The organism is Bacillus sp. AFS098217 (assembly GCF_002551815.1).
Classification (GTDB): domain Bacteria; phylum Bacillota; class Bacilli; order Bacillales; family Bacillaceae_G; genus Bacillus_A.
In genome coordinates, this window is sequence record NZ_NVPR01000006.1 from 1 (window position 1) to 24,945 (window position 24,945).

The following is a 24,945-nucleotide window of genomic DNA, read 5'->3' on the forward strand; positions in this document are numbered from 1 at the left end:
AGGAATGCTTTTTTATAAAAACCTCATATATAGCTAAAAAGAGGAACTCCATTTTAATCAATCTTTTTTCAAAATAGAGCTTTTGTAGTTGCTGTTAAATAAGGGTTTGTAACTTCATTTTTATCAAATTTTATTCCAAACCAATAAATATGAGTTAAACCAAGGGCTTTTACAACTGTGAATGCAGGATAAAATGTAAGAGTAAATCTGGAAAAGATAAATAAAGTGAATAGGAAATAAACTACATAAGTAACGGTAGTTTATTTCCTATTTTTAATGAGTGCTATTAACGAGGGTGGACAGAAATAAAACATACGTTATCTAAATTAATTTCTACAATTTTAAAGAGAAAAATATTTATTTAACCATAAATTGGAATAATATTCAGCTAGATGGGTTAATCATAAAAAAAGAATACCATATTTCTTCGGACATACTTGAATGTTTTTAAAAAGGAGGATATTCATTTTGAGTACAGTAGAAAATACACTATCTATTTTTGCTTTAGGCGGCGTAAATGAAATAGGCAAAAATATGTATGCAATACAATATTCAAACGACATTGTGATAATTGATTGCGGTTCTAAGTTTCCGGATGAAAGTTTATTAGGGATTGATTTGATTATACCTGACATTACATACTTGCAAGAAAATAAGGATAAAATTCGAGGTTTAGTTGTTACACATGGACATGAAGATCATATTGGAGGTATCCCGTATCTATTAAAACAATTAAATGTACCAATTTATGCAACAAAATTAACGCTAGGGCTAATTGAAATTAAATTAAAAGAACACGGACTTCAAAATCTAACACAGTTATCTGTTATTGACTCTGAATCGTTAATTGAGTTTGGACAGATAAGTCTAACTTTTTTCAAAACGAATCATAGTATTCCTGATTGCCTTGGTATTGCTTTTCATACACCAGAAGGAACAGTCGTACATACAGGTGACTTCAAATTTGATTTGACTCCTGTAAATAATCAATATCCGGATATTCATAAAATGGCTAAAATTGGGGGTGATGGTGTTTTAGCTCTACTCTCTGAAAGTACGAATGCAGAACGTCCTGGATTTACTCCATCAGAACGATCTGTAGGCGAGCGGATTGAAGAAGCGTTCATCAAAGCTCGCAGAAAAGTTGTTATCTCTACTTTTGCTTCTAACGTGAATCGTGTACAACAAGTGGTAAATGCAGCTTTAAAAACGAATAGAAAGCTTGCTTTGCTTGGGAGGAGCATGGTAAATGTAGTGTCTGTTGCGCTGGAGCAAGGTTATTTGAATATTCCTGAAGGCATGTTAGTTGAAGCAAATGACATCAATCGAATGGATCCAGAAAGAATAGCTATTCTTTGCACTGGGAGTCAAGGTGAACCACTGGCTGCTTTATCTCGTTTAGCAAGTGGAAACTATCGACAGGTAGACATCTTGCCTGGCGATACAGTCATTATAGCTGCAACTCCTATCCCAGGAAATGAACGCAATGTTTCACGTATTATAGATAATTTATTTCTATTGGGAGCTAATGTTATTTATGGGACGGGAAGTTCAACAGGAATGCATGTTTCTGGACATGCCTATCAAGAGGAATTAAAATTAATGCTTACTTTAATGAAACCCAAATATTTCATTCCTATTCATGGCGAATTTAGAATGTTACATCATCATAGTCTATTAGCAGAGTCTGTTGGTGTGAAGAAAGAGAATATTTATGTTATTAGTAATGGTGATGTTGTCGATATAAAGAATCAAATTGCTCATCAAACGAGACGAATACCTGCCGGGAATATATATGTAGATGGATTAGGTATTGGTGATGTTGGAAAGGCTCTTTTACGTGACCGCAAACAACTTTCTGAGGATGGTATGCTTGTTATAGTTATTACTCTTAGTAAAACAGAAGGGAAAATTATTTCTGGTCCGGACACGATTTCTCGTGGATTTATATATGTTCGCGATTCGGAAGATTTCTTGAAGAAAATGAATCAACTAGTTGTAACAACTATTAACAATTTACAAAAAGAAAATATTAGCCAATGGAATGTTCTTAAAAGAGACATAAGAGAAACGCTAGGCAAGTTTATATACGAGCATACAAAAAGAAAACCAATGATTCTTCCTATAATAATTGAAGTTTAAAAAATTAATCTAAAGAAAAGCTAAAAGAATTATAAATGTTTAATTTAAATTCAACATAGATTTGAAAGTTTTTACAGCAGCTAAGTTGAATTGTTGTTGCCATATATGAAAAAGGGTGCTACATATTATCCATGATTAATATGTGACACCCTTTATTTTTTATGACTTTTTACGATTTAGGTATTGATAAATTTGGAGAGCTTTTTTTCATGTACATTATCTCTCACATGCAACACCGTCGCCATCACGATCTAACTTGCGACTATATCCCGGTTGGCCACTATATAGAGGAGCTTTACCTGCATTTTTTACTTCTGTGCAGTTTTTATATTGTACATTACTGTTATTTTCAGCAGCAGGTTGTGTTTGCGAAGCGGTATGTTGCTCTTGTTGTTTACGAGCTTGTTCCTCAGCTTGACGTTTTTGTTCTTCTTGTTGCTTTTGAGCTTGCTCCTCAGCTTGACGTTTTTGCTCTTCTTGTTGCTTACGAGCTTGTTCCTCAGCTTGACGTTTTTGCTCTTCTTGTTGCTTACGAGCTTGTTCCTCAGCTTGACGCTTTTGTTCTTCTTGTTGCTTTTGAGATTGCTCTTCAGCTTGACGTTTTTGCTCTTCCTGTTGCTTTTGAGTTTGTTCCTCAGCTTGACGTTTTTGTTCTTCTTGTTGTTTTTGAGCTTTTTCTTCGGCCTCTTTCTTTTCAACCTCTTTTTTATCTTCTTTTTCAGCTGCAATTTTCTTATCTTTTGCTGCTGCTTTTTCAGTAGAAGGAGTTGCAATACTTGATAGTGCTCCAAAAGCTACAAATAAAACAACTGTAATCAAAAATTGTTTCTTCGCCATACCAGTTTTCTTAATAATAGATAAGATTGCTAGAATGAGGAAGCAAAAAAATAGAATTAAACATAAATTAGCGAAAAAGCCAATAATCGGATGATTCGTTTCTGTGGTGCTTGTTGCTGTTATTAAGAATGAAATAATAAAACAAATAACCGCAGGTCTACCATATCTCATTGCTTTGCCATTTTTCTTAAAGAATGAAATGATACATAAGATGAGTAAAATAAGAGCTATTAAAAATAAAAATGTGCTAATATTACTCCAAAATACCATGTTGGTACCTCCACTTGTAAGATTTTCTCCATTGATTATATAGGAACATACTAGAAATTACATGGTTTTTAGCTGAAATAAGAAAATTCTATTTCTTTTTGATGAGTATAAAAATTCTTATTACATTTTTACAATTCATAGATTATAAATGACTCCTCTGAAAAAAGGGCTCTAATAGACTTGCAATTATTAGTAATTTTTGTTTTAGAAGAGAACGGTGTTTTCTTTTTATTAACAAAAGTAGATGATGTTATCACATTAAAAATGCCAATCACAGCAAACTTAGTAGCTTTATTTTTAGCATTAGGAGTTCTAAGATGCGAGTCGTGTAGTGTAGTGTAGGATAGTAGATAGGCGGGAAAACTCTTCGTTTATCGAACGGGATAATATAATATTATTATGTAAACAAAAAGGTAATTAAAATATCTCTAATAGAGAAAGTTTACTATCCAAGGAGGGGAATGTATGATTCGTCAAGCAAAACAAGAAGAAATTAAAATGATAAGAAAGTGGTTACAAGAAACAGCAATTTCTTTTAAGAAAAAAGGTATTCAACAGTGGAGACAATTTTTACGATATGAAAATACTGAAATAGTAGAGTCTGATTTTGAAAGAGGTTATTTATTTGTTTTTGAAAACAATCAAAATCAAGTAATCGCATCAATTTCTCTATGTGATAAGGAGAAGTGGGATGAGAGCTTATGGAACGATGAAGTAGATGCGTATTATATACATAGAATTGTTGTCTCGAAAGAAGGTAAGGGATTAAACGTCGGTAGTCAGCTCGTACAATGGGCAAAGAATAGAGCGAGAGAGTCCGGAAAGAAATTACGATTAGATTGCATTGCTAGTAATGATTTTTTACAAGAGTTTTATCAAAAACAAGGGTTATCATTTAGAAGTTTGATGAATAGCTTTGCCTTGTATGAGTGGGAGGAGTAGAAGAGCCACTGCTTATTTTATCATAGATTAAATTGTCCACAGAATCGTGGACAGTTCATTATAAAAGAGATAAAGAGTGTAATTTCTTAAGGGGAGCTGCATTAGTGTAAATCAATATGTAAATAATTATAGGGATGAATATGGTTAAAATATAGTATGGTATTAAGGTGTTCAAGATTCAGGTGTAAATAGGGTAGAATTTGCATCTGAATCTTGAAATATATATTTGTCTCTAAAAGTTTAAATAGCTTTAATCATTAATTGTGATTGAGGTATATATAGTAATTGAGCTGTTAAAGAAGCTGCTATATTTGTAAAAGGATATGTTCCCTTATACGGGAAATTACTATATACTATTTCGTTAATTTCCATAGGTATATAATGTTTTTTAAGTATTTGTTGAGAAATGCTATTTGTACAAGCACCAATTAAATCAAAATTTCTCTTAGCTATTTCTTGAATTGCATGTGAGATAAGAGCAGTGACTACTCCGTTTCCCATCCAATCTGGATGACAAGCTCCCATATCTAGGTAGACCAATTTTTCTTTATCTAGACGGGAGAATTCTATTGAATCTGTTTCTAACGCATCTAGTAGATGAAAAATTGGATCCATTTGAGGACAGATTTGGGTTGCTTTTTCTTTATCGATTAATGGCTGAGTTACTTTCCTTGCTAAAAGAACGCCTATTATTTGAGAGTTTTCCATTGCTACAAATGACATAGATTGAGAAACAGCTTGATTTACCATCTCTTCACACATTTTTTGAAAAGGTGTAAGAGGGATTTGCAACCCACTCACAAGGGGTTCACTTTTTACAAAAGAATGTGCAATTAAGCTAGCTGCCTCTTTAATATGGAGTGTTTCTAGTATTTCTATATTCATATACTTTTCCTCTTTTCATAATATATATCCATTTTGATTTTCCAACATATAAGTCACGGCTATGAAGAACACAAGGTGATCTACACTCGTTTTCTCTCTTGTTTTCACTTGGCATGGGGCAGGAAAAGGATCTAACGGCTTCTATGCATGGCCGGATTCTCTCTCCCACCACCTAAAAAGAAAGGTTTTATGCCGATTTTTCAATTTGCACTTATATAGATAAGAAATGAGCTGAAATTAACAATCTATGTAAAGCTATTAATAACATTCCTTAAATAAAATGAAATTTGAATATTATAACGAATACGGTTATTAAGCATATGAATGGATCTCATTAGTAGCAATAAGAACATGTTTTTTAAGAAATGCGACAATCTCATCTAAACATTCAACAGTTGTATATGGCGAGATAGCAAAGAATTTAATAGTGGAAATTGGTTGTTTATCATTGCTGTTTATCACATTCACTAAACAAGAACGAGTTGTATCTCCTAAAAATATTTGATCTCGATTTTTTCCTAGATGATTAAATATTTCTATATTCAATCGATTTGTATCTTCAATTTCTTCTTGTGTTGCTAAACCTGTACGTTCTTTTCTCCAATTCTCTTGGCCATCTCCACTCATATAGAAACGAAATGTTGTAATTGGACCATACGTAAAATCATTTGTCACTGCTACTTGAGGGAGAGCAGTGTTCAATTTCTCTCTAAATAGCAGATTTACACGTATATAATTTGCTAATAATTTTTGATAACCTTCGATTCCAAATGCTACTAAATTTATATACATTGGAATAGCACTACCAGCTCGTGAGCATTCTAATGTATAGCCTGTATGGTAACTACCATACGATCTGTTACCAAGATAAGGTGTGTCATTTTGTTCGACGTCCATGATTTGCAAATCGGTATGATTTTTAACAATCCAAATACTTGAAGCATAAGGTGTTTGTCCTAGTTTATGAAAATCAAAGCATACACTATCTGCAAGATACATGTACTGCATTTTTTCTTGAATTTGTTGTAATGCATCTTTCACAGTTGGCTCAAATAAGAGTGGATTTTGTTCAAAGTCATAATTATTAAAGAAACTATAGAATCCCCCCATAGCAGAATCAGCGTGAATATAAATAGGTTCTAAATTATATTTATCTTGTATTAGTTCGGCAATTTCTTTGATTTTCTTTATACTATCAATTGCAAATGTATCTGTTGTCCCCATAGTAGCTAGAATATAAAGGGGAATACCTCCATTTTCAATAACTTCTATCATTTTATTTTCTAAATCTTCTATATCCATAGAATTCGTATAAGGATCAGTTGTTACTTTAATTAGGTGATTTGTGCCAATGCCCGTTGCCTCAGCAGATTTTAATAAACTATAATGTGCATTTTCAGAGGCAAAACAATATACATTTTGTGGAACACCTTGTTCCTTTGCCAGTGGAAATTGTTTAGAAATAGCTAAGCGTAAGCTCGAAAATACACAGCCTTGTCCACCCCATGTTGTATAACCACCGCTATTATGTGGATTATAGCCAATCAGTTTCGAAAGCATAGATACAACTTTTACTTCCGCTTCTGTTGCTGCTGGACCATATACATCCCAAACACCATTACCATTCAAAAGTGTCATGGTAATGGTACCTAATAATGATGGAATACTTGGAAGTGGTACAGCATTAGACAAATAATATTTATTTGGATAAGGGTGACCATTCATAAATTGGTTTAGTTCCTCTATAACATTAGACATAGTAATTCCTGTTTTCGGTATATGACTTTTGTGAATTAAATCATTGTAGTGTCCATTTGATTTTTCCTCAATGTTCCCTAAAGTTGCTTTGTTTTCATTTTTTAAACGTCCAAGATTTTCAATTATTTCCTGTATAGATTCTAAAAATAGTTGTTGTTTTTTCTCATTTCCATCAGCACTTGGAAATAAATTTAAAATATCTTGCATGTGGTCACGTCTCCTTGTAAATATATAGTTTTTTAAAATAGTTAAATATACGAATTAAGCAATTTTTTGTTTATCCTTTTAAATGTTTGTGATTAAGGAGTTGTTTAGAAAAAAATGCAATCCCTTAGAAAATTATATTAATTATGGAATTTAAAGTAAAGGGGTAGTGTTGTATGTAATTCGAAAAAACTCATTTATGAAATGAAATAATAGAGTTAATAAATGTTTTTTGAATTAATTACATATCAAGCAAGACTAGTATCGGGGACACCTAGAGAGCTTTAGAACATGCAGAGTTAAAATGGATTAACGTTAATAATCTAACGGAGCTGAAGTGGGCACCAGCAGATGTATCAACTGTAGAGAAGCTCGTATAAGGGTATTGTTACATATAGGGAAATGAAAAGTGCCACACCTCTTATTCTGTAAGAGGGTGGCACTTTTATATTTTACAAAACAAACAACCTTAAAACTGCTCATTCTTCTCCCGAAATTCAACGATATAGTATTATAAACCTTATTATATCAAGGTTTATAATAGATGTTCTTTTATTATTTGGAGTTTCTAATTGGTACTTTTACTTTTATTTTTAGAGGGAATTGTACCGAATATTGCTCCAGATATTGCTCCAACTACAGTCATAAAAATTGCACTTCCTACTGCAAATGACATAATTAAGCCTCCTGGTAATAAATAGTTATAATTATATATTTTAGCATATTTTAGTTTATTAATATATAGGACGAAGCGTCGGAGAAACAAGGTAGAGAATTAAATAAAATCCTTATTTAGTAGGGAGGTAACGAATAAGATAATTCGTTTTGCTTAACACTTTCAAAAATTAATCTTCATAACATATTTTGTAGTAATTTATATGAAAGTGAGTTGGCCAATAATGTTTTATCCTTATTTTAATAAACAATTGAGAATTCCTGCTGCGTATGGTGGAGGTATAACGTATAGTGGAGCACAAAGTACAATTCAAGCTGTTCAACAAGCGTTACAGGCACAGCAACAAATGCAACAAGGTATACAACCTTACTATCCAGTGCAATATGATTACCCAATGTACACTACACAGCATGGAATAACTTTTTCAACGATTCCGTATGGAACGGAATATAACTTATAGCAAACTATAACAAAAAAATCATAGTTACTTGATGGGAACTGATTCATAAGTAATGTAACAAAAACGCTATTTGAATAGGAAAAGATTTAGGGATTACAAGGTGAAAAGTTTCATGAATTATCCACTTTAATTCAATATTCATCTTATGGAAGATGGAAGACAAAAATATTTACAGAGGTGAGGTGAATAAAGAATGCTTCGCAATTATTTTTACAATGAAACGCAAATGCGTCCTTTACCTGCACAAAGTACAATTCAAGCTGTTCATCAGGCTATACAAGCACAGCAACAAGCATTACAGGCACAACAAATGCAACAATCGTATTATCCATCACAATCGTACCATTCATTACAGTCTTATTATCCATCACAATCGTACTATTCATCACAATCCTATTATCCGATGTAGATTAAACAGGCTGGAATGTCTTTTTGATCGTTTCCGTATGAGACTGTATATGTTTTATAGCGAATAATAACAAAACAGAAATAGCTCTTTGCTGGGCAATTATTCAAAAATAATTTAACGAAAGCATCAATTAAGCTCCAGGTTAACAAAAGAGGGTCTGCTACGAATAGCAGACCCTCTTTGTTTTAAATAAAAGAGCAGCTAGCAAAAGCTAACTGCTCGGCTCCAGGGAGATTGGAGAAATATTATGGTATCTACAGTATTGACGGAATGCTGAGATTTATTCATGGGGGAAGAGAAAGATTAGAATATATATCAGTTGTAACATGTATTAAACGAAAAATAATATTATATCAATATAGCAAGATAGAACTGAAATGATAGAAAACATAATTTTAAGTTTCCGACGGTCTTTTTTATTTTCGTTAGAAATATATTTTTTAATTCCAAATGCCAGTATCCAAACACCGAATATCATTTCCAATATTGCGATAAAAAACAGAGCATTAGGAAATGAAGCTGTATTTATGGCAGAAAAAATTAATGCTTTAATTGATAAATAACAAAGTGTTGTTAAAAGAGAGGAATATACCATAGCAATAATCCACTTATTTATTTCGCTACCTCCTTTTTACATATTAGTAAATTTATGTAAGGTATTAAAAGTATATCATGAAGTACCTTTAATGTATGCAATGACAAAACTAGACAAAATAATCCTTTTAAAAGAAAGGAAGAAATACATTTGTAATCATGCACATCATGTGAAAAAGAAATTAGGAAAGGGTGGCGCTGTAAATATGATGATACATATTACTGTAATATGAAATGTGTTGCAGCGTCCATGAAGCCAAGATGTTATAATAGATTATTGAAAGAACAAACGTTATATTGGACAGTTTGTAAGAATGAAGAAGAAAAATAAATATTAGTGTCCTACTGGAAGAATCAGGCGGACATCAAACCATAAAGAGCAGTAACAATATTGCGCTGTGGTTTGGTGTCCGCTTTTTTAATTTCATTTTTGCTCACATTTTGTTCACGAACTATGTGAAAAAGTATGAAAAACTATAGAAATAATTATTGCACTAAAATTCATGATAAAAATTAAAAGGTGCCAAACCCCTTGCCACAAAAGGGGTTTGGCACTTTTATAGTTTTTACGTTTTATCAAATGAACAGCCTTAAAACTGCTCATTCTTCTCCCAGGACTCTACAATATAATGGGCAATTGTTGGATTAAATCCTTTTCCGACTAAAAACATAATCGCAGCAACTTCTGTCATGGCGTGTTGGGGGGATGTATATTTTGCTTCATTCATACCGTACTCAACCCATGGTTTTACGAAATCTAATATAGGCTTTTTTAAGGATAAAAATTGTGTACCAACAACTTGCTGAATTTGTTGTTCCGTTGGTTCAGTTGGAATTCCTGTAGTAGAACCTGTTGGCAAGGTTTGTGGTTGTGTTGAATCTAATGTTGGTGCTGGTGGTGAAACACGCGGGTCGTGGTATGGTTGATACATTTGTGGTTGCTGATATGGAGCTTGCTGAACTTCTTGAGTCTGTTGAGCTACATATGGATTTTGTTGGTGTTGAGTTTCTGGGACATGCTGAGTTACATATGGATTTTGTTGATACCGAGCTTCTTGAGTTTGCTGAGCTACGTATGGATTTTGTTGGTGCTGAGTTTCTTGAGTCTGCTGAGTTACATATGGATTCTGTTGATATCGAGTTTCTTGAGTTTGTTGGGTTACGTATGGATTTTGTGAATATTGTAATTCTTGATGCTGTGTTTCCTGCTCTTGGTTTTCCGACAGCTGTTCTTGATATTGTTGCTCTTGATCTTGAGGATAGTATGGTTGGTGCGGATAAGACTGTTGATTATTATAGAACATTTTATTTCCTCCTTCGTAATTGTACATACAAAATAGTCTATGGGCGGACAAGAAAATATGTGATGAAAAAATGAGGGCATGTTACAATAAGAAACTGGGTGAAGATAAATGATAAAACAAGAACAAATTCAAAAAACAGTAACTTTTGTCAAAAATATTTTAGAAAAAGATGCGAGTGGGCATGATTGGTATCATATTGAACGTGTACATAAATTAGCAATCTCTTTAGCAAAGCAAGAAGGTGGCAATCTTTTTGTAATCGAGATGGCGGCATTGCTTCACGATGTAGCCGATGAGAAGTTAAATGAGAGTGAAGAAGCTGGGATGAAAAAGGTTTCTAACTGGTTAGAAGAATTGAGTGTTCCGGAAGAAGAAAGTAAACATATCCTTCATATTATTGCAAATATGTCTTATAAGGGTGGACATGGTGGTAAGATAGAAACATTGGAAGGAAAAATTGTTCAGGATGCGGATCGTTTGGACGCGCTTGGGGCAATTGGAATTGCTCGTACATTTGCTTATGGTGGGGCAAAGGGAAGATTAATGTATGATCCAAATGTTCCTCCGCGTGAAGCGATGACGAAAGAAGAATATCGAAAAAGTAATGATCCATCTTTAAATCATTTTTATGAAAAACTGTTAAAACTGAAAGATTTAATGAATACAGATGCTGCTAAGCGAGAGGCTGAAGTTCGCCATCGTTATATGGAAGAGTTTATCGGACAATTTATGAAAGAGTGGAATGCACAAATATGAAAATGTTAACAGTAGAAAACGTATCCAAATCATATGGGGATAAACCGTTATTCAATGGATTATCATTTAGCATTGCAGAGGGACAACGCGCAGGGATTATTGGCGTAAACGGGACAGGTAAGTCGACATTATTAAAAATTATTGCAGGAATAGAAATTCCTGATACAGGGGATATGACGCATACGCGTGGGTATACAATTAGCTATTTATCACAGCAACCGGACTTTAATGAAGATTTAACAGTACTTGAGCAAGTATTCCATGGTGATACACCTCTTATTCGTCTTCTTCGTGAATATGAACAAGCATTATTAAATATAGAAAAAGATCCAAGCAATGAAAAAGTACAAGAACAATTATTTGCGATGCAGCAGCGTATGGATGCGATGAATGCATGGGAAGCAAACGCGAATGCAAAATCTCTTTTAACGAAATTAGGGATTACAGATTTCACCGCAACAGTTGGAAATTTATCTGGGGGACAAAAGAAACGTATTGCAATGGCGCAATGTTTTATTGAAACGCCTGATTTATTAATATTAGATGAGCCAACGAACCACCTTGATCATGAAACGGTAGAATGGTTAGAAGAGTACCTATCACGTTATACGGGAGCGGTTTTACTTGTAACACATGATCGTTATTTCTTAGATCGTGTTACAAATCGTATCTTTGAATTAGATAATGGTAAACTGTATAGCTATGAAGGAAACTATAGTACATTTTTAGAAGCGAAAGCACTTCGTGAAGAACAAGAATTGGCACAAGAATCAAAGCGTCAAAATCTGTATCGTCGTGAACTAGCTTGGATTCGCCGCGGAGCGAAAGCGCGTTCCACAAAACAAAAGGCGCGTATTCAGCGTTTTGAAGAGTTAAAGGGACAAGAAGGGCCAGCTGCGAAGCAATCTGTTGATATTGCACTTAGCGGGAGTAGATTAGGAAAGAAAGTGCTTGAGTTAAAAGATGTAACGAAAAAGTTTGGTGATAAAACGGTACTCCACAATTTTAATCATATCGTGAAACCAGGAGATAGAATTGGAATTATCGGGGCAAACGGTAGCGGGAAATCATCTCTATTAAATATGCTTGCGGGTAAATTATCTCCTGATAGTGGTGAGATTGAAGTGGGGCAAACTGTAAAGATTGCTTATTATACACAAGAAAATGAAGAGATGAACTTAAATCAACGTATGATTGAATACATTAAAGAAGTCGCAGAAGTTATTCATACGACAGATGGAAAAGTAATTGGCGCATCTCAAATGCTTGAACGTTTCTTGTTTGAGCCACATTCACATGGAACGCCGCTTGTTAAACTATCTGGTGGTGAAAGAAGACGCCTGTATTTATTGCGTATTTTAATGGGGGAACCGAATGTACTTCTATTGGATGAGCCGACGAACGACTTAGACACACAAACATTAACAGTACTAGAAGATTATTTAGAAGATTTCCCAGGTGTCGTTCTTACCGTATCGCATGATCGTTATTTCTTAGATAAAGTAGTTGATGAATTATTTATCTTTGCTGGTGGCGGAGAAGTTCGTGAGTTTTTAGGTAGTTATAGTGATTATTTAGAGATGCAAAAAACAAAAGAAATAATAGAGAAAGCGGAAGTGCAAAAAGAAAAGAAAGTAGAAGAAGTACCAAAGCAACAACGTAAACGTAAACTTTCTTATCATGAGCAACGCGAATGGGAAACAATTGAAGATACGATTGCAGAGCTTGAGGAGAAACTTGAAACAATCGGAGAAGAGCTTGCAAATGTTGGCTCTGATTTTACAAAGGCACAAGAGCTTTCTGAGGCGCAACAGCAAACAGAAGAAGAACTAGAGAAAGCGATGGAACGTTGGAGCGAACTATCTGACATCGTTGAAGGTTTAAAATAAAAACAGGCTACATATATTGAAATATAAAGAGAAAAACTTTACACTTATTGGTAGAATCTATTTTAGGAGGGAAAAAATGAGAACATCTAATCCAATGTTGAACAAAGAGGCATTTCGTAAACAGGGAGCGAGCGCTTCTGCGATGACAATTGGCGGAGCCGTAGGCAAAACATTCATTATGCTTGCCTTGCTTCTTGCGACGTCTGTTTATTCATACATACAGATGATGCAAGGAACAATGAAAATGCCAGTATTAATTGGGGCGTTAGTTGTTGCTGCTATTGTCGCATTTGCATCGATATTCTTCCCGCGCATATCACCGATTGGCGCGCCGATTTATGCGGCAGTAGAAGGTGTTGTGCTAGGAAGTATCTCAGCAGTTTATACAATGAAATTTGGCGATACTATCGTTTTAAATGCTGTATTACTAACAATTTCAATTTTATTTGCAATGTTAGTCTTATATGCAACTCGCGTTGTAAAAGTAACTGATAAATTCCGTACAGGTGTAATGGCTGCAACGTTTGGAATTGCGATTATGTACTTAATCGTTTTTCTATTAAACATGTTTGGTGTGACTGTTCCTTATATTCATCAAGGCGGAACAATCGGTATCATTATTAGTGCAGTTGTCATTGTAGTTGCTGCATTAAATTTATTACTAGACTTCGATTTAATCGAAAGTGGTGCACGCAGTGGAGCTCCAAAATATATGGAGTGGTACAGTGCGATGGGATTAATGATGACATTAGTATGGTTATACTTAGAAATTCTTCGTTTTGTTTCTTACTTTACAAAGAATGACTAATTGGAAGAAATCCTGCATGATTGAAACATGCGGGATTTCTTTTTGTATTTTTTTAGATTTAAAGTGATGATTTCTTTTTAGAAATATATCATTTTGCATTTTTTACCTATCTTCTATTTTTTTCTACAATAAAGAAAAAAATACGAGGTGGTATAAATATGATGAATCGTGTTGTATTAATTGGAAGATTGACAAAAGATCCAGAACTATACTACACAAAGCAGGGAATTGCCTACGCACGTATATGTGTTGCGGTAAACAGGGGATTTCGGAATAGCCTAGGGGAGCAGCAGGCTGACTACATTTACTGCGTAGTCTGGAGAAAATCTGCTGAGAATGTATCGGAGTATTGTAAAAAAGGATCTTTAGTTGGAATTACAGGCCGGATTCATACGAGTAATTATGATAATGAACAGGGGAGGAGAGTGTATAAGACGGAAGTTGTGATTGAAAGGATTACGTTTTTGGAGCGGAAGAGAGAGGAAGCATCGCAGTAAAACCTATGTATACGCATGAAAGAAGTAAACTTAAAAATTTTTATCTTGCGTTTACAGGTGTGAGGTCTCCGCATTGTGATTTGTAAAACCAAGCATTGCAGTAGGAGTATAACGGTAGAACATGTTACAATACAGCTAAGAACAAGCAATAAAGGAGAGTATATTTACGTGAAGATTAAAGCAATTGAACCAACGCCAAGTCCAAATACAATGAAAGTTATTTTAAATGAAGTATTACCATCAGGAGCACGTAATAATTATACAAACGAAAATGCAGAACAAGCACCAGAACAAGTGCAGCAAATTTTAAAAATCGAAGGCATTAAAGGTGTGTATCATGTAGCGGATTTTTTAGCAGTTGAACGAAATGCGAAGTATGATTGGAAAGTACTTTTACAGCAAGTTCGTGCTGTGTTTGGAGAAGAAGTAGCAGTAGAAGATGAACAGGAGCAGCTTTCACATTTTGGTGAAGTGAAAGTATTTATTCAAATGTTCTTTACAATTCCAATGCAGGTGAAATTAACAGATGGAACGACGGAAGAACGAGTTGGATTACCAGACCGCTTTAAAGAAGCGATTATGAAAGTGCAAATGTCTGCACCTAACGTTGTAAAAGAGCGTAAATGGGTGGAGCAAAGTACACGCTATGGCAATTTTGAAGAAATCGGAAAAGAAGTGGTAGAAGAAATTGTTGCCGCTTATTCAGAAGATCGCGTTGAACAAACGATAAAAGAGTTATTAGATCAGGCAGGGGCTACAGAAGTAACTGTGGCAAAGCGTGTGCCATATAAAGTAACAGAAAAGATGATGGCAGATTCTGATTGGAAAAAACGCTATGCAGCTCTTGAACAAATGGATCCTACCGAGGAAGACATTCCTGTTCTGAAAAAAGCGTTAGAGGATGAAAAGGTATCGATTCGCCGTTTAGCAACAGCATATTTAGGTATGGTAAAAGGTGAGGAAGTATTACCGTTATTATATAAAGCCTTATTAGATCGTTCTGTAAGTGTGCGCCGTACAGCAGGCGATTGCTTATCAGATGTGGGCGATCCAGCAGCGATGTTTGTTATGATTAAAGCACTTAAAGATCCAAGTAAATTAGTACGTTGGCGTGCAGCGATGTTCTTGTTTGAACTTGGTGATGAAAGTGCAATTCCAGCATTACGAGCGGCACAAGATGATCCGGAGTTCGAAGTAGCCATGCAGGCACGCTTAGCATTAGAACGCATTGAGGGCGGCGAAGAAGCAAAAGGTTCTGTTTGGAAACAAATGACGGAGTCTCGTAAAGGAGAGTAATCGTATGATCGTTTTCTATGATAGTTGGTGTCCAATGTGTACAGCGGTTGCGGAGCGTACGAAAAAGTTTGATAAAAAAGGTTCAATAACGTTTGTTTCTTTCCGCGACAAAGATGTAGTGGAAGAGTATCAGTTGTCTGAAGCACTGCAAAGTAAGATGGAACAAAGACTTTATATTTTCAAAAACAATAAATGGTACGATGGCATTGGGAGTATATATGTTTTAGCAAAGTCTATCCCCGCATATTGGATTGCGGTTCCGTTCATTAAGTTATCTATGTTACTTGGATTTGGAAATAAAGTATATGATTATGTTGCAAATAATCGAAAACTTGTTCCTGTTGGGCATTGCCGTGAAGGGGTTTGTGAAATTCCATCAAAAAAATGACGTCATTGCCACCTTTCTTTTGCACCAATTATTAGAGCGTGATATGATGAATTTGGAATGAAAGTTGAAGGAGAGATAATAAGATGTCAAATGCATACGAAGAGTACATGCGTCAAATGGTAATTCCGATGCGTCAAGAGTTAGTACGCGCTGGATTTGAAGAATTAACTACAGAAGATGCTGTAAAAGAATATATGGAAAATGCGACAGGTACAACATTAGTTGTTGTAAACTCTGTTTGCGGCTGTGCAGCTGGTTTAGCTCGTCCATCAGCTGGTCAAGCGGTTGTACGTTCTGAAAAACAACCTGACCATCTTGTAACTGTATTTGCAGGACAAGATAAAGAAGCGACTGCAACAATGCGTGAGTACTTCGGAGATATTCCTCCATCCTCACCATCTATGGCGTTATTAAAAGGTAACGAAGTTGTTCACTTCATTCATCGTCATGAAATTGAAGGGGCAACAATGGAAGAAATCATTAATAACTTAGAACAGGCTTTTGAAAAGCATTGCTAAAAAGGGGGAGAGTGATTCTCCCTTTTTTCTTTATATATGAGGTGAAAAGATGATTGTAACAACAGCGGGACGAACAAATGAGGAAATGACGGCTTATGCAAAAAGGGTAGCGGAAGAACTAGAATGCTCCTTTGTAGAGCGTAATGATATACCTGTGTACAAATTACATGAACAGTATGAACAAGATGTGCTTGTCTTAGGAAAGAATCGATTAGCAATTTACCCAAAAGGTACAGAAGAATCGTTCTTCTTCCATCCCAACTCTGCGATGTTTCGTGTGAAGAGATTAATGAGGGGAGAACATGATCCATTTGTACAAGCTGCAAAGTTAGAAAAGGGAATGACGGTGTTAGACTGCACGCTTGGTATGGCATCGGATAGTATTGTAGCAAGCTATATTGTTGGGAAAGAAGGGTCTATAACAGGTCTTGAAGGCAATCAATATGTGGCTTATGTAATGGGAAAAGGTTTACAAAATTGGTATTCTGGAGTTTCAGAAATTGATGAGGCGATGCGCAGCATTACAGTAAAGCAAACAGAACATTTCACCTTTTTAAAACAATGTGAAGATAATAGTTATGACGTTGTCTATCTGGATCCGATGTTTGAAGAGACCGTAATTGAATCGGATGGTATTCGAGGTTTAAAACACTTTGCATTATATAATGATGTCACAGATGAAACAATTAGAGAGGCAAAGCGCGTTGCGAGAAAACGTGTTGTCCTAAAGGATCATTTCCATAGTACGCGATTTGAAAGACATAATTTCTTTGTTTATAAGCGTAAAAGTGCAAAATTTCATTTTGGTGTAATTGAAACTTGCTAATTATTAGAAAAGATGTATAATAAGCAATAATCAATCATATATAATGTCGTGGATGAAGAGAGTAGTCCTTCTTCAGAAGTAAAGCGAGCTAGGGATGGTGAGAGCCTAGTACGGAGAAGAGGATGAAGCGCACTTCGGAGATGCTGCTTGAAATGAATAGTAAAGTAAGCCGGGGCCCCCTGTCCTCGTTATAAACGGGAAAGTGGTTCGAAGTGAACAACAAGGGTGGTACCACGGGTGAAAACTCGTCTCTTTTTTAGAGACGAGTTTTTTGTGTTTTAAAAAATAAGGAGGGAGCAATATGAAGTATAAAATTCAATTTGCAAAAAGTTTATCTAGTATCTTATCCTCAGAGTTATCATTAGAAGAAATTATTGATTTAATTGAAACACCAAAACAAGATGAATTCGGAGATGCAGCATTTCCTTGTTTCATGTTTGCGAAACAATATAAAAAAGCACCAGTAGTTATCGCAAAGGAAATCGCAGAGAAATTAGAGGATCCATTTTTTACGAAAGTAGAGGCGGTTGGGCCGTATGTGAATGTATTTTTCAATCGTCACATAGTAAGCGATGATGTGTTAAAAATGATTTTAGCTGAAAAAGAAGAATATGGACAGGGCCATTTAGGGCAAGACAAAACAGTAGTAATCGATTACTCTTCACCAAATATCGCGAAACCTTTCTCCATGGGACATTTACGTTCAACGATGATCGGGAATTCTTTAAAACATATCGCTGAAAAGTGTGGATATGAGGTTGTAGGAATCAATTATATTGGTGATTGGGGAACGCAGTTTGGAAAATTAATTACCGCATATAAAAAATGGGGAAATGAAGAGCTTGTAAAAGAAGACCCGATTCGTGAGTTATTTAAGTTATACGTTCAGTTCCACGAAGAAGTGAAAGAGAATCCAGAGCTAGAAGAAGAAGGACGTGCATGGTTTAAGAAATTAGAAGACAATGATGAAGAAGCAGTATTTTTATGGAACTGGTTCCGTCACGAATCTTTAAAAGAGTTCTCGCGTATTTATGAACTCCTTGGAGTTGAATTTACGAACTTTCAAGGAGAGGCTTTCTATAATGATAAAATGGATGATTTTGTTGAGATTTTAGAAGAAAAAGGGTTATTAGAAGAATCAGATGGAGCGCAAGTTGTTAAGTTAGAAAAAGAAGATATACCGCCGTGTTTAATTAAAAAATCAGATGGGGCTACACTTTATGCAACGCGTGATTTAACAGCTGCCTTGTATCGTCAAAACACATATGAATTTGATAAAGCGCTGTATGTAGTAGGAGCAGAACAAAGCTTACACTTCACACAATTTTTCACCGTATTAAAGAAAATTGGTTATAAATGGGTAGACGGAATGGCGCATGTACTGTTCGGGCTCATTTTAAAAGATGGTAAAAAAATGTCCACGCGTAAGGGAAAAGTGGTATTACTTGAAGAAGTATTAGAAGAAGCGATTGCGCTTGCAAAGCAGAATATCGAAGAGAAAAATCCAGACTTAAAGCAAAAAGAAGAAGTTGCAAAACAAGTTGGTGTTGGGGCAATCATTTTCCATGATTTAAAAAATGAACGTATGCACAATATTGAATTCTCTTTAGAAAAAATGTTGAAATTTGAAGGAGAAACAGGACCATATGTTCAGTATACACATGCACGCGCTTGTTCCATATTAAGAAAAGAAAATATCGAATTTGAAACAGAAACTTTTGAATTAAGTGACGATTATAGTTGGAGTACAGTAAAACTATTGAATAGATTTCCGCAAGTCATTGAAACAGCCTTTTCTAAAAATGAACCATCGCACATTGCGAAATACTTATTAGATGTGGCACAAGCATTTAATAAATACTATGGAAATGTTCGGATTTTAGAAGATAATCAAGAGAAGGAAAGTAGACTTGCACTTGTTTATGCAGTAACGATTGTATTAAAAGAGGGATTGCGATTACTTGGAATGGGTGCTCCGGAAGAGATGTAAGAAAGACAATTTTTAAAATTAGAAATGTCCAATTACAATTTTTAATCTATCCGGCTATTTGCGGTCAGTAATACTCCCACTTCAAAATTCGGTGAAAGCAAAGAAGTTAGGTGGGAGATAAACTGCCCGTAAAAGCCCGATTGGTGAGGGCTGATAATCAGTGGAGGATGAAGAACCCTCCCACTGATTAAAGTTTCACTTTATCTGCAATATCTTGTTCTTCTGGTACTCTTCGAAAGTAAACAAAGCACAGTGAAGGAGATTTACTGGATCTGGATACAGGAACACTTACTCCTATGTTGAAACGGATGGAGGCTGCAAAGTTAATTAACCAAAAGCTCAGCAGCATGCGGTGCAATTATGCTTGTCAATGCATTGTTTCGTGATTAGACGAATATATTCAAAAAAGTAACAGTATTAAGTACTGTTACTTTTTTATCATTTTTATATTGTGTATTTTTGGATTTAACGCTATAATCATAGTGTTAAAGATGGAATCGTGATATGACCTGTTATGAATCTATCATTTTATTTATGAATAAATGGATTGGTATTTTAGCAAGATGTGCTAATGAACTACTCCACCATGATGATAACGTACCTATTATTTCGGTGCGTATATTTTCGTGGTGGAGTTTTTTTATTCTCAAAAAGGGGGAATGACCATGAACGACAGCATGGTTCATATTACAATTGACGGTAAAGAATATAGTGCTGAGCCTGGTTCAACTATACTGGGTATCATTAATGAGAACGGAATTGAACATCCACAAATCTGTTACGTGCCTGAAGTGGATCCTATTCAAACGTGTGATACTTGTATTGTAGAAGTTGATGGGAAACTTGTGCGATCCTGCTCGGCAGTAGCAACGAACGGTATGAATATTGAGTTGTCCTCTATTAGTGCGAAGGCAGCGCAACATGAGGCGATGGACCGCTTATTGGAAAACCATTTACTTTACTGTACGGTCTGTGACAACAATAATGGGAACTGTAAATTGCATAATACGGCAGAATTAATGGAGATTGAGCATCAAAAATATCCTTACGAACCAAAAGTTGATGCAAGTGAAGTTGATATGTCTCATCCATTTTATCGCTATGACCCGAATCAGTGTATTGCGTGCGGTCAATGTGTAGAAGTTTGTCAAAACTTGCAAGTAAATGAAACGTTATCTATTAACTGGGAAGCAGAGCGTCCTCGTGTTATTTGGGACAACGGAGCGGCAATTAACGATTCTTCATGTGTAAGCTGTGGTCAATGTGTAACCATTTGTCCTTGTAATGCGTTGATGGAGAAATCTATGCTTGGAGAAGCTGGATTTATGACGGGGCTGAAGCCGGACATTCTTGAGCCGATGGTTGATCTGATAAAAGAAGTTGAACCTGGATACAGCGGTATTTTTGCAATATCAGAAGTAGAAGCTGCCATGCGCGAAACTCGTACGAAGAAGACGAAAACGGTATGTACGTTTTGTGGTGTAGGGTGCTCATTTGAAGTGTGGACGAAGGGACGTAAAATTCTTAAAGTACAACCAACTTCTGAGGCACCAGTTAATGCAATTTCTACTTGCGTAAAAGGAAAATTTGGTTGGGATTTCGTAAATGCTGAAGAACGACTTACTAAGCCTTTAATTCGAAAAAATGGAATATTTGTTGAATCAACTTGGGAAGAAGCACTTGAATTAGTGGCAAATAAATTAGGATCCATTAAAGAGCAATACGGTAAAGGTTCCGTAGGCTTTATTTCTTCTTCTAAAATTACGAACGAAGACAACTATGTCATTCAAAAATTAGCTCGGCAAGTGTTCGAAACGAACAACATTGATAACTGCTCTCGTTATTGTCAATCACCAGCAACAGATGGATTGTTCCGTACAATTGGTATGGGCGGAGATGCGGGAACAATTAAAGATATTGCACAAGCAGGTCTTGTTATTATCGTTGGTTGTAATCCAACAGAAGGCCACCCGGTATTAGCAACTCGTGTGAAACGTGCGCATAAACTTCACGGTCAAAAACTAATTGTCGCAGATCTTCGTAAAACTGAAATGGCAGAGCGTTCAGATATCTTTATTAGTCCAAAGCAAGGAACAGACCAAGTATGGTTAATGGCTGTTACCAAATATATGATCGATCAAGGCTGGCATGATCAACAGTTCATCGACGAGAATGTAAACTTCTTTGAAGATTTCAAAGATAGTCTTGCAGAGTATACGCTTGAATATGCAGAAGAGATTACAGGCATTTCAAAAGAAACTCTCGTTCAAATGGCCGAAATGATTCGTGATGCAGATGGTACGTGTATTCTTTGGGGAATGGGTGTAACGCAAAATACGGGTGGTTCAGATACTTCTGCTGCGATTTCGAATTTACTTCTTGCAACAGGAAATTATCGCCGTCCGGGTGCTGGTGCATATCCGCTTCGAGGTCATAACAACGTACAAGGTGCTTGTGATATGGGAACTCTTCCAGGCTGGCTTCCAGGATATCAGCACGTTACTGATGATGTAGAACGGGCGAAATTTGAAATAGCTTACGGGGTAAAAATTGATAACAAACCAGGTCTTAATAATATTGAAATGCTTCACGCAATTGAAGAAGGGAAAATGAAAGCTATGTATCTTGTCGGAGAGGATATGGCCCTTGTAGACTCTAACGCAAATCATGTACATGAAGTTTTATCAGGCCTTGATTTCTTTGTCGTTCAAGATGTATTCCTTTCTAAAACTGCTCAATACGCCGATGTAGTGTTACCAGCAGCGCCATCTCTTGAAAAAGAAGGTACTTTTACAAATACAGAACGTCGTGTACAAAGACTATATCAAGTACTTCCAACGCTCGGAGATGCGAAACCAGACTGGTGGATCGTACAAAAGATTGCAAATAAATTAGGTGCAAACTGGAACTATAGTCATCCAAGTGAAATCTTTGCTGAAATGGCAAGTTTATCGCCGCTATTCGCACACGCAAACTATGAAGTGCTTGAAGGCTGGAACAGTTTCCATTGGGGAAGCTTTGACGGAACGAATACGCCGCTTCTTTTCCAAGATGGATTTAACTTCCCAGATAAAAAAGCTCGTTTCGCCATAGCTGACTGGGTACGTCCTGCTGAATTCCCAGCGGAATACGATCTTCACATTAATAATGGTCGTATGCTTGAACATTTCCATGAAGGTAACATGACAAATAAATCAAATGGTATTCAAGCTAAAGTGCCAGGTGTTTTCGTTGAAGTTTCTCCAGAACTTGCACAAGAACGTGGAGTTAAAACTGGTTCGTTAGTGCGCCTTGTTTCTCCTTTTGGAGCACTTAAATTACGTGCACTTGTAACGGATCGTGTAAAAGCAAATGAGCTTTATTTACCGATGAACTCGACGGATAAAGAATCGGCGATTAATTTCTTAACAGGTCCTGCGGTCGATCTGCGTACAAATACACCTGCATATAAACAAACGAAAGTTCGTATGGAAGTGTTACAAGTAGAAGGTGAAAATCCGATGCCAAAAGCGAACCCGCGTAACAAAAAGCGTCATCCTCAAAATGGGATTGAGGTAAATCGTAAGTGGGCTCGTCCAGGATACGTGCACTTAACGGATAACTAGGGAGGAAAAAAGAATATGGCAGCACCTATTAAAGCGATCCAAAAGCAGGAGCTAACTGAGGAAGAACAAAAACAACAAAAGCTAGAAGATTTAAAAGCACTTCTAGTTGATAATGAAGAAGCTTTAAATCAAATGTTTAATATTGTAGGCGAACTGAATGACATTGGGATGCTAGAAGCTGCAAATTCTATGCTTAAAGCGAAAGAACCAATCGCAAAAATTGTTCTAGGTCAAGTCACTCGTGAACCAGTTACGAATTTAATTAATAATATGATGGGCGCTGCAGGAGCTTTAACAGAACTTGATCCCGAACTTACTAAAAAACTTGTAAGTAGTGTATTAACAGGTATGGGTGAAGGAAACCAGCATCTGCAAAGTAATAAAAAAGTAGGAATACTGGACCTTATGAAAGTACTTAAAGATCCAGATATTAACCGTGCTATCGGATTCGGTCTTCATTTCTTAAAAGGTATGGGTAAAGGGTTAAAAGACGAATAGGTAAGCAACAATAATATTATTTCATATGTTGTATCCATATTTGAAATGTAAGATGAGCCTTTTCGTCTAATTATTTGAGTGAATAATTTAGATGAGAAGGTCATTTTGTTACAATGTTTATGATGAAGTAGTATTCGAAAAATTAGTATTGATTAACTGGGAAGGAATGAGAGTATGTCAAAAATGGTACATGAATTTAATGATATGATACGAAAGCTTCGAAAGGATTTGTTCGGAAAAGGGCCGGAACGAATTCATACTGTATTTGCTGAGAATATGGCTATTGCCACACTTTATGGAAATTTGACACCTACTGAGAAATTCATTTCGGGAACTATGGATGGTGCGGAAATGGTTCATATGGCTCGAACGAAAATGATTCAGGAAGTTTATGCTGTCAATTCTCGGGAACATTTGGAGGAACTTGTTGGGGCGAAATTAGTTCATCTGTTTTCGGATATGAAAGTGGAAGAAGATATTGCAGTTTCAGTGTTTGTCTTTGATAAAAATATAACGTGAGAGAAGGATATTGATCGTGAAATCGATACAGGTGGAACGAGAAATTTTTCGGTATGAGCAAGGGGAATTTAAACATATAGAGGACAGTATTGTAACAGAGTTTCCAGTTACGGTTAAAATTAACGGACAGGAATTTGTTACAATGGTTAGTACTCCGGAGTATATTGAAGATATGGTAATAGGCTTTTTAGCATCTGAAGGTATTATCCGAAAATATGAAGATATTGATGAAATATGGATGCGGGGTAAAGAAGGATATGTACATGTAACGACGACAAAAATCAATCCTTATTATCGTGACATCCAAAATAAGCGTTATATTACTTCATGCTGTGGAATGAGTAGACAAGGATTTGTTTTTGCAAACGATGCGTTGACTGCGAAGAAAATGAATGATATTCGCGTAAAGATCTCTGCCCAGGATTGTTTTCGATTAATGAATGATATGCAGCAATCTGCGTCCACTTTTCAACAGACAGGTGGGGTTCATAATGCAGCTTTATGCGATGTGAATGGGATTGTTTTAAGCCGAATGGATATAGGAAGACATAATGCTTTAGATAAAATTTACGGCTATTGTTTAAAAAATAACATTTCTATTGGTGATAAAATTATTGTTTTTAGTGGCCGTATATCTTCAGAAATTCTATTAAAAGTTGCGAAAATTGGCTGTGAAGTAATATTGTCAAAATCCGCTCCAACTGAGTTAGCACTAGAGCTAGCAGAACAGTTAGGGATTACTACAATAGGCTTTATTCGTAATCAATCCTTAAATGTATATACTCATCCGAAGCGGGTTGTAAATATTAAATAAATGCAAAAACCATCGTTTAATTAACTGGTTAGCATGTTGTCCGACCGATTGTTGATTTAT

The 24,945-nt window shown here is 35.7% G+C and carries 22 protein-coding genes, 3 pseudogenes and 1 other annotated feature; of the genes and pseudogenes, 21 read left to right on the forward strand and 4 right to left on the reverse strand.

Going from position 1 to position 24,945, the window contains the following annotated elements:
• The first annotated feature begins 441 nt into the window (after positions 1–441).
• Positions 442–2,142: a ribonuclease J gene (locus tag COO03_RS01650; RefSeq protein WP_373605233.1), complete on the forward strand. Its 1,701-nt coding sequence runs from the start codon at positions 442–444 to the stop codon at positions 2,140–2,142.
• Between the two features lie 216 nt (positions 2,143–2,358).
• Here COO03_RS01650 and COO03_RS01655 read toward each other — a convergent pair whose 3' ends face one another.
• Positions 2,359–3,249, reverse strand: a complete 891-nt coding sequence (locus COO03_RS01655; RefSeq protein WP_097894745.1) for an excalibur calcium-binding domain-containing protein — start codon at positions 3,247–3,249, stop codon at positions 2,359–2,361.
• Positions 3,250–3,429: 180 nt separating this feature from the next.
• On the opposite strand from COO03_RS01655, the gene COO03_RS01660 reads away from it, so the two are divergent.
• Positions 3,430–3,591, forward strand: a complete 162-nt coding sequence (locus COO03_RS01660; protein ID WP_276308053.1) for an exosporium protein G — start codon at positions 3,430–3,432, stop codon at positions 3,589–3,591.
• 123 nt (positions 3,592–3,714) lie between these two features.
• Entirely contained in the window at positions 3,715–4,191 is a 477-nt protein-coding gene (locus COO03_RS01665) for a GNAT family N-acetyltransferase (protein WP_097894747.1), read from the forward strand.
• A 240-nt stretch (positions 4,192–4,431) separates the two neighbouring features.
• On the opposite strand, the gene COO03_RS01670 is transcribed toward COO03_RS01665, so the two are convergent.
• Complete coding sequence (locus tag COO03_RS01670) at positions 4,432–5,076, reverse strand: hypothetical protein (RefSeq protein ID WP_097894748.1); 645 nt, start codon at positions 5,074–5,076, stop codon at positions 4,432–4,434.
• Between the two features lie 312 nt (positions 5,077–5,388).
• On the reverse strand, positions 5,389–7,041 hold the full coding sequence (locus COO03_RS01675; RefSeq protein ID WP_097894749.1) for a pyridoxal phosphate-dependent decarboxylase family protein: 1,653 nt from the start codon (positions 7,039–7,041) through the stop codon (positions 5,389–5,391).
• Between the two features lie 234 nt (positions 7,042–7,275).
• Here COO03_RS01675 and COO03_RS27375 point away from each other — a divergent pair.
• The 3 genes and pseudogenes from COO03_RS27375 to COO03_RS01690 form a co-directional block, all read left to right on the forward strand.
• A pseudogene (locus COO03_RS27375) lies at positions 7,276–7,418 on the forward strand (8-oxo-dGTP diphosphatase MutT); the annotation flags it as partial.
• 519 nt (positions 7,419–7,937) lie between these two features.
• Positions 7,938–8,174, forward strand: coding sequence for a DUF3947 family protein (locus COO03_RS01685; RefSeq protein WP_097894750.1), 237 nt, complete (start codon positions 7,938–7,940; stop codon positions 8,172–8,174).
• A 193-nt stretch (positions 8,175–8,367) separates the two neighbouring features.
• Positions 8,368–8,583 carry a hypothetical protein gene (locus COO03_RS01690; protein WP_097894751.1) on the forward strand — a complete coding sequence of 72 codons (216 nt, stop codon included), beginning with the start codon at positions 8,368–8,370 and terminating at the stop codon, positions 8,581–8,583.
• Positions 8,584–9,767: 1,184 nt separating this feature from the next.
• Here COO03_RS01690 and COO03_RS01700 read toward each other — a convergent pair.
• Positions 9,768–10,481, reverse strand: a complete 714-nt coding sequence (locus COO03_RS01700; protein WP_097894753.1) for a hypothetical protein — start codon at positions 10,479–10,481, stop codon at positions 9,768–9,770.
• A gap of 108 nt (positions 10,482–10,589) precedes the next feature.
• Between COO03_RS01700 and COO03_RS01705 the strand changes: the two genes are divergently transcribed.
• The 15 genes and pseudogenes from COO03_RS01705 (at position 10,590) to fdhD (ending at position 24,885) form a co-directional block, all read left to right on the forward strand.
• Positions 10,590–11,237, forward strand: a complete 648-nt coding sequence (locus tag COO03_RS01705; RefSeq protein ID WP_097894754.1) for an HD domain-containing protein — start codon at positions 10,590–10,592, stop codon at positions 11,235–11,237.
• Positions 11,234–13,126, forward strand: a complete 1,893-nt coding sequence (locus COO03_RS01710) for an ABC-F family ATP-binding cassette domain-containing protein (protein ID WP_097894755.1) — start codon at positions 11,234–11,236, stop codon at positions 13,124–13,126. The genes COO03_RS01705 and COO03_RS01710 overlap by 4 nt, the downstream gene beginning before the upstream one ends.
• A 76-nt stretch (positions 13,127–13,202) precedes the next feature.
• The gene (locus tag COO03_RS01715) at positions 13,203–13,934 is read left to right on the forward strand and encodes a Bax inhibitor-1/YccA family protein (protein WP_097894756.1); all 732 of its coding nucleotides are present in this window, start codon (positions 13,203–13,205) and stop codon (positions 13,932–13,934) included.
• Between the two features lie 158 nt (positions 13,935–14,092).
• Entirely contained in the window at positions 14,093–14,431 is a 339-nt protein-coding gene (locus COO03_RS01720; RefSeq protein ID WP_097894757.1) for a single-stranded DNA-binding protein, read from the forward strand.
• A gap of 168 nt (positions 14,432–14,599) precedes the next feature.
• The gene (locus tag COO03_RS01725) at positions 14,600–15,727 is read left to right on the forward strand and encodes a conserved virulence factor C family protein (RefSeq protein WP_097894758.1); all 1,128 of its coding nucleotides are present in this window, start codon (positions 14,600–14,602) and stop codon (positions 15,725–15,727) included.
• Between the two features lie 4 nt (positions 15,728–15,731).
• Entirely contained in the window at positions 15,732–16,115 is a 384-nt protein-coding gene (locus COO03_RS01730) for a thiol-disulfide oxidoreductase DCC family protein (RefSeq protein ID WP_097894759.1), read from the forward strand.
• 83 nt (positions 16,116–16,198) lie between these two features.
• The gene (locus COO03_RS01735) at positions 16,199–16,633 is read left to right on the forward strand and encodes a BrxA/BrxB family bacilliredoxin (protein ID WP_097894760.1); all 435 of its coding nucleotides are present in this window, start codon (positions 16,199–16,201) and stop codon (positions 16,631–16,633) included.
• 49 nt (positions 16,634–16,682) lie between these two features.
• Positions 16,683–17,459 (forward strand): class I SAM-dependent methyltransferase, encoded by a 777-nt coding sequence (locus COO03_RS01740; RefSeq protein WP_097894761.1) that lies wholly within the window; start codon positions 16,683–16,685, stop codon positions 17,457–17,459.
• A 40-nt stretch (positions 17,460–17,499) separates the two neighbouring features.
• Positions 17,500–17,715 (forward strand) — a binding site (T-box leader).
• A 45-nt stretch (positions 17,716–17,760) separates the two neighbouring features.
• Positions 17,761–19,449: an arginine--tRNA ligase gene (gene argS, locus COO03_RS01745; protein ID WP_097894762.1), complete on the forward strand. Its 1,689-nt coding sequence runs from the start codon at positions 17,761–17,763 to the stop codon at positions 19,447–19,449.
• 201 nt (positions 19,450–19,650) lie between these two features.
• Positions 19,651–19,793 (forward strand): annotated as a pseudogene (locus COO03_RS28075) (MarR family transcriptional regulator); the annotation flags it as partial.
• A 160-nt stretch (positions 19,794–19,953) separates the two neighbouring features.
• Positions 19,954–20,146 (forward strand): annotated as a pseudogene (locus COO03_RS01750) (hypothetical protein).
• On the forward strand, positions 20,115–23,054 hold the full coding sequence (gene fdhF / locus COO03_RS01755) for a formate dehydrogenase subunit alpha (protein WP_097894763.1): 2,940 nt from the start codon (positions 20,115–20,117) through the stop codon (positions 23,052–23,054). The pseudogene COO03_RS01750 and the gene fdhF overlap by 32 nt, the downstream one beginning before the upstream one ends.
• A 15-nt stretch (positions 23,055–23,069) precedes the next feature.
• Entirely contained in the window at positions 23,070–23,552 is a 483-nt protein-coding gene (locus COO03_RS01760; protein ID WP_097894764.1) for a DUF1641 domain-containing protein, read from the forward strand.
• 174 nt (positions 23,553–23,726) lie between these two features.
• Positions 23,727–24,071: a DUF2294 domain-containing protein gene (locus tag COO03_RS01765; RefSeq protein ID WP_000041501.1), complete on the forward strand. Its 345-nt coding sequence runs from the start codon at positions 23,727–23,729 to the stop codon at positions 24,069–24,071.
• Between the two features lie 16 nt (positions 24,072–24,087).
• Complete coding sequence (fdhD, locus tag COO03_RS01770; protein WP_097894765.1) at positions 24,088–24,885, forward strand: formate dehydrogenase accessory sulfurtransferase FdhD; 798 nt, start codon at positions 24,088–24,090, stop codon at positions 24,883–24,885.
• Positions 24,886–24,945 lie beyond the last annotated feature (60 nt).

What these genes read in the sequence shown, in the direction of transcription:
- COO03_RS01650 (WP_373605233.1), top strand. Translation starts at nt 442, where the DNA reads ATGTTTTTAAAAAGGAGGATATTCATTTTGAGTACAGTAGAAAATACA.
- COO03_RS01655 (WP_097894745.1), bottom strand. Translation starts at nt 3,249, where the DNA reads ATGGTATTTTGGAGTAATATTAGCACATTTTTATTTTTAATAGCTCTT.
- COO03_RS01665 (WP_097894747.1), top strand. Translation starts at nt 3,715, where the DNA reads ATGATTCGTCAAGCAAAACAAGAAGAAATTAAAATGATAAGAAAGTGG.
- COO03_RS01670 (WP_097894748.1), bottom strand. Translation starts at nt 5,076, where the DNA reads ATGAATATAGAAATACTAGAAACACTCCATATTAAAGAGGCAGCTAGC.
- COO03_RS01675 (WP_097894749.1), bottom strand. Translation starts at nt 7,041, where the DNA reads ATGCAAGATATTTTAAATTTATTTCCAAGTGCTGATGGAAATGAGAAA.
- COO03_RS01685 (WP_097894750.1), top strand. Translation starts at nt 7,938, where the DNA reads ATGTTTTATCCTTATTTTAATAAACAATTGAGAATTCCTGCTGCGTAT.
- COO03_RS01690 (WP_097894751.1), top strand. Translation starts at nt 8,368, where the DNA reads ATGCTTCGCAATTATTTTTACAATGAAACGCAAATGCGTCCTTTACCT.
- COO03_RS01700 (WP_097894753.1), bottom strand. Translation starts at nt 10,481, where the DNA reads ATGTTCTATAATAATCAACAGTCTTATCCGCACCAACCATACTATCCT.
- COO03_RS01705 (WP_097894754.1), top strand. Translation starts at nt 10,590, where the DNA reads ATGATAAAACAAGAACAAATTCAAAAAACAGTAACTTTTGTCAAAAAT.
- COO03_RS01710 (WP_097894755.1), top strand. Translation starts at nt 11,234, where the DNA reads ATGAAAATGTTAACAGTAGAAAACGTATCCAAATCATATGGGGATAAA.
- COO03_RS01715 (WP_097894756.1), top strand. Translation starts at nt 13,203, where the DNA reads ATGAGAACATCTAATCCAATGTTGAACAAAGAGGCATTTCGTAAACAG.
- COO03_RS01720 (WP_097894757.1), top strand. Translation starts at nt 14,093, where the DNA reads ATGATGAATCGTGTTGTATTAATTGGAAGATTGACAAAAGATCCAGAA.
- COO03_RS01730 (WP_097894759.1), top strand. Translation starts at nt 15,732, where the DNA reads ATGATCGTTTTCTATGATAGTTGGTGTCCAATGTGTACAGCGGTTGCG.
- COO03_RS01735 (WP_097894760.1), top strand. Translation starts at nt 16,199, where the DNA reads ATGTCAAATGCATACGAAGAGTACATGCGTCAAATGGTAATTCCGATG.
- COO03_RS01740 (WP_097894761.1), top strand. Translation starts at nt 16,683, where the DNA reads ATGATTGTAACAACAGCGGGACGAACAAATGAGGAAATGACGGCTTAT.
- argS (WP_097894762.1), top strand. Translation starts at nt 17,761, where the DNA reads ATGAAGTATAAAATTCAATTTGCAAAAAGTTTATCTAGTATCTTATCC.
- fdhF (WP_097894763.1), top strand. Translation starts at nt 20,115, where the DNA reads ATGAACGACAGCATGGTTCATATTACAATTGACGGTAAAGAATATAGT.
- COO03_RS01760 (WP_097894764.1), top strand. Translation starts at nt 23,070, where the DNA reads ATGGCAGCACCTATTAAAGCGATCCAAAAGCAGGAGCTAACTGAGGAA.
- COO03_RS01765 (WP_000041501.1), top strand. Translation starts at nt 23,727, where the DNA reads ATGTCAAAAATGGTACATGAATTTAATGATATGATACGAAAGCTTCGA.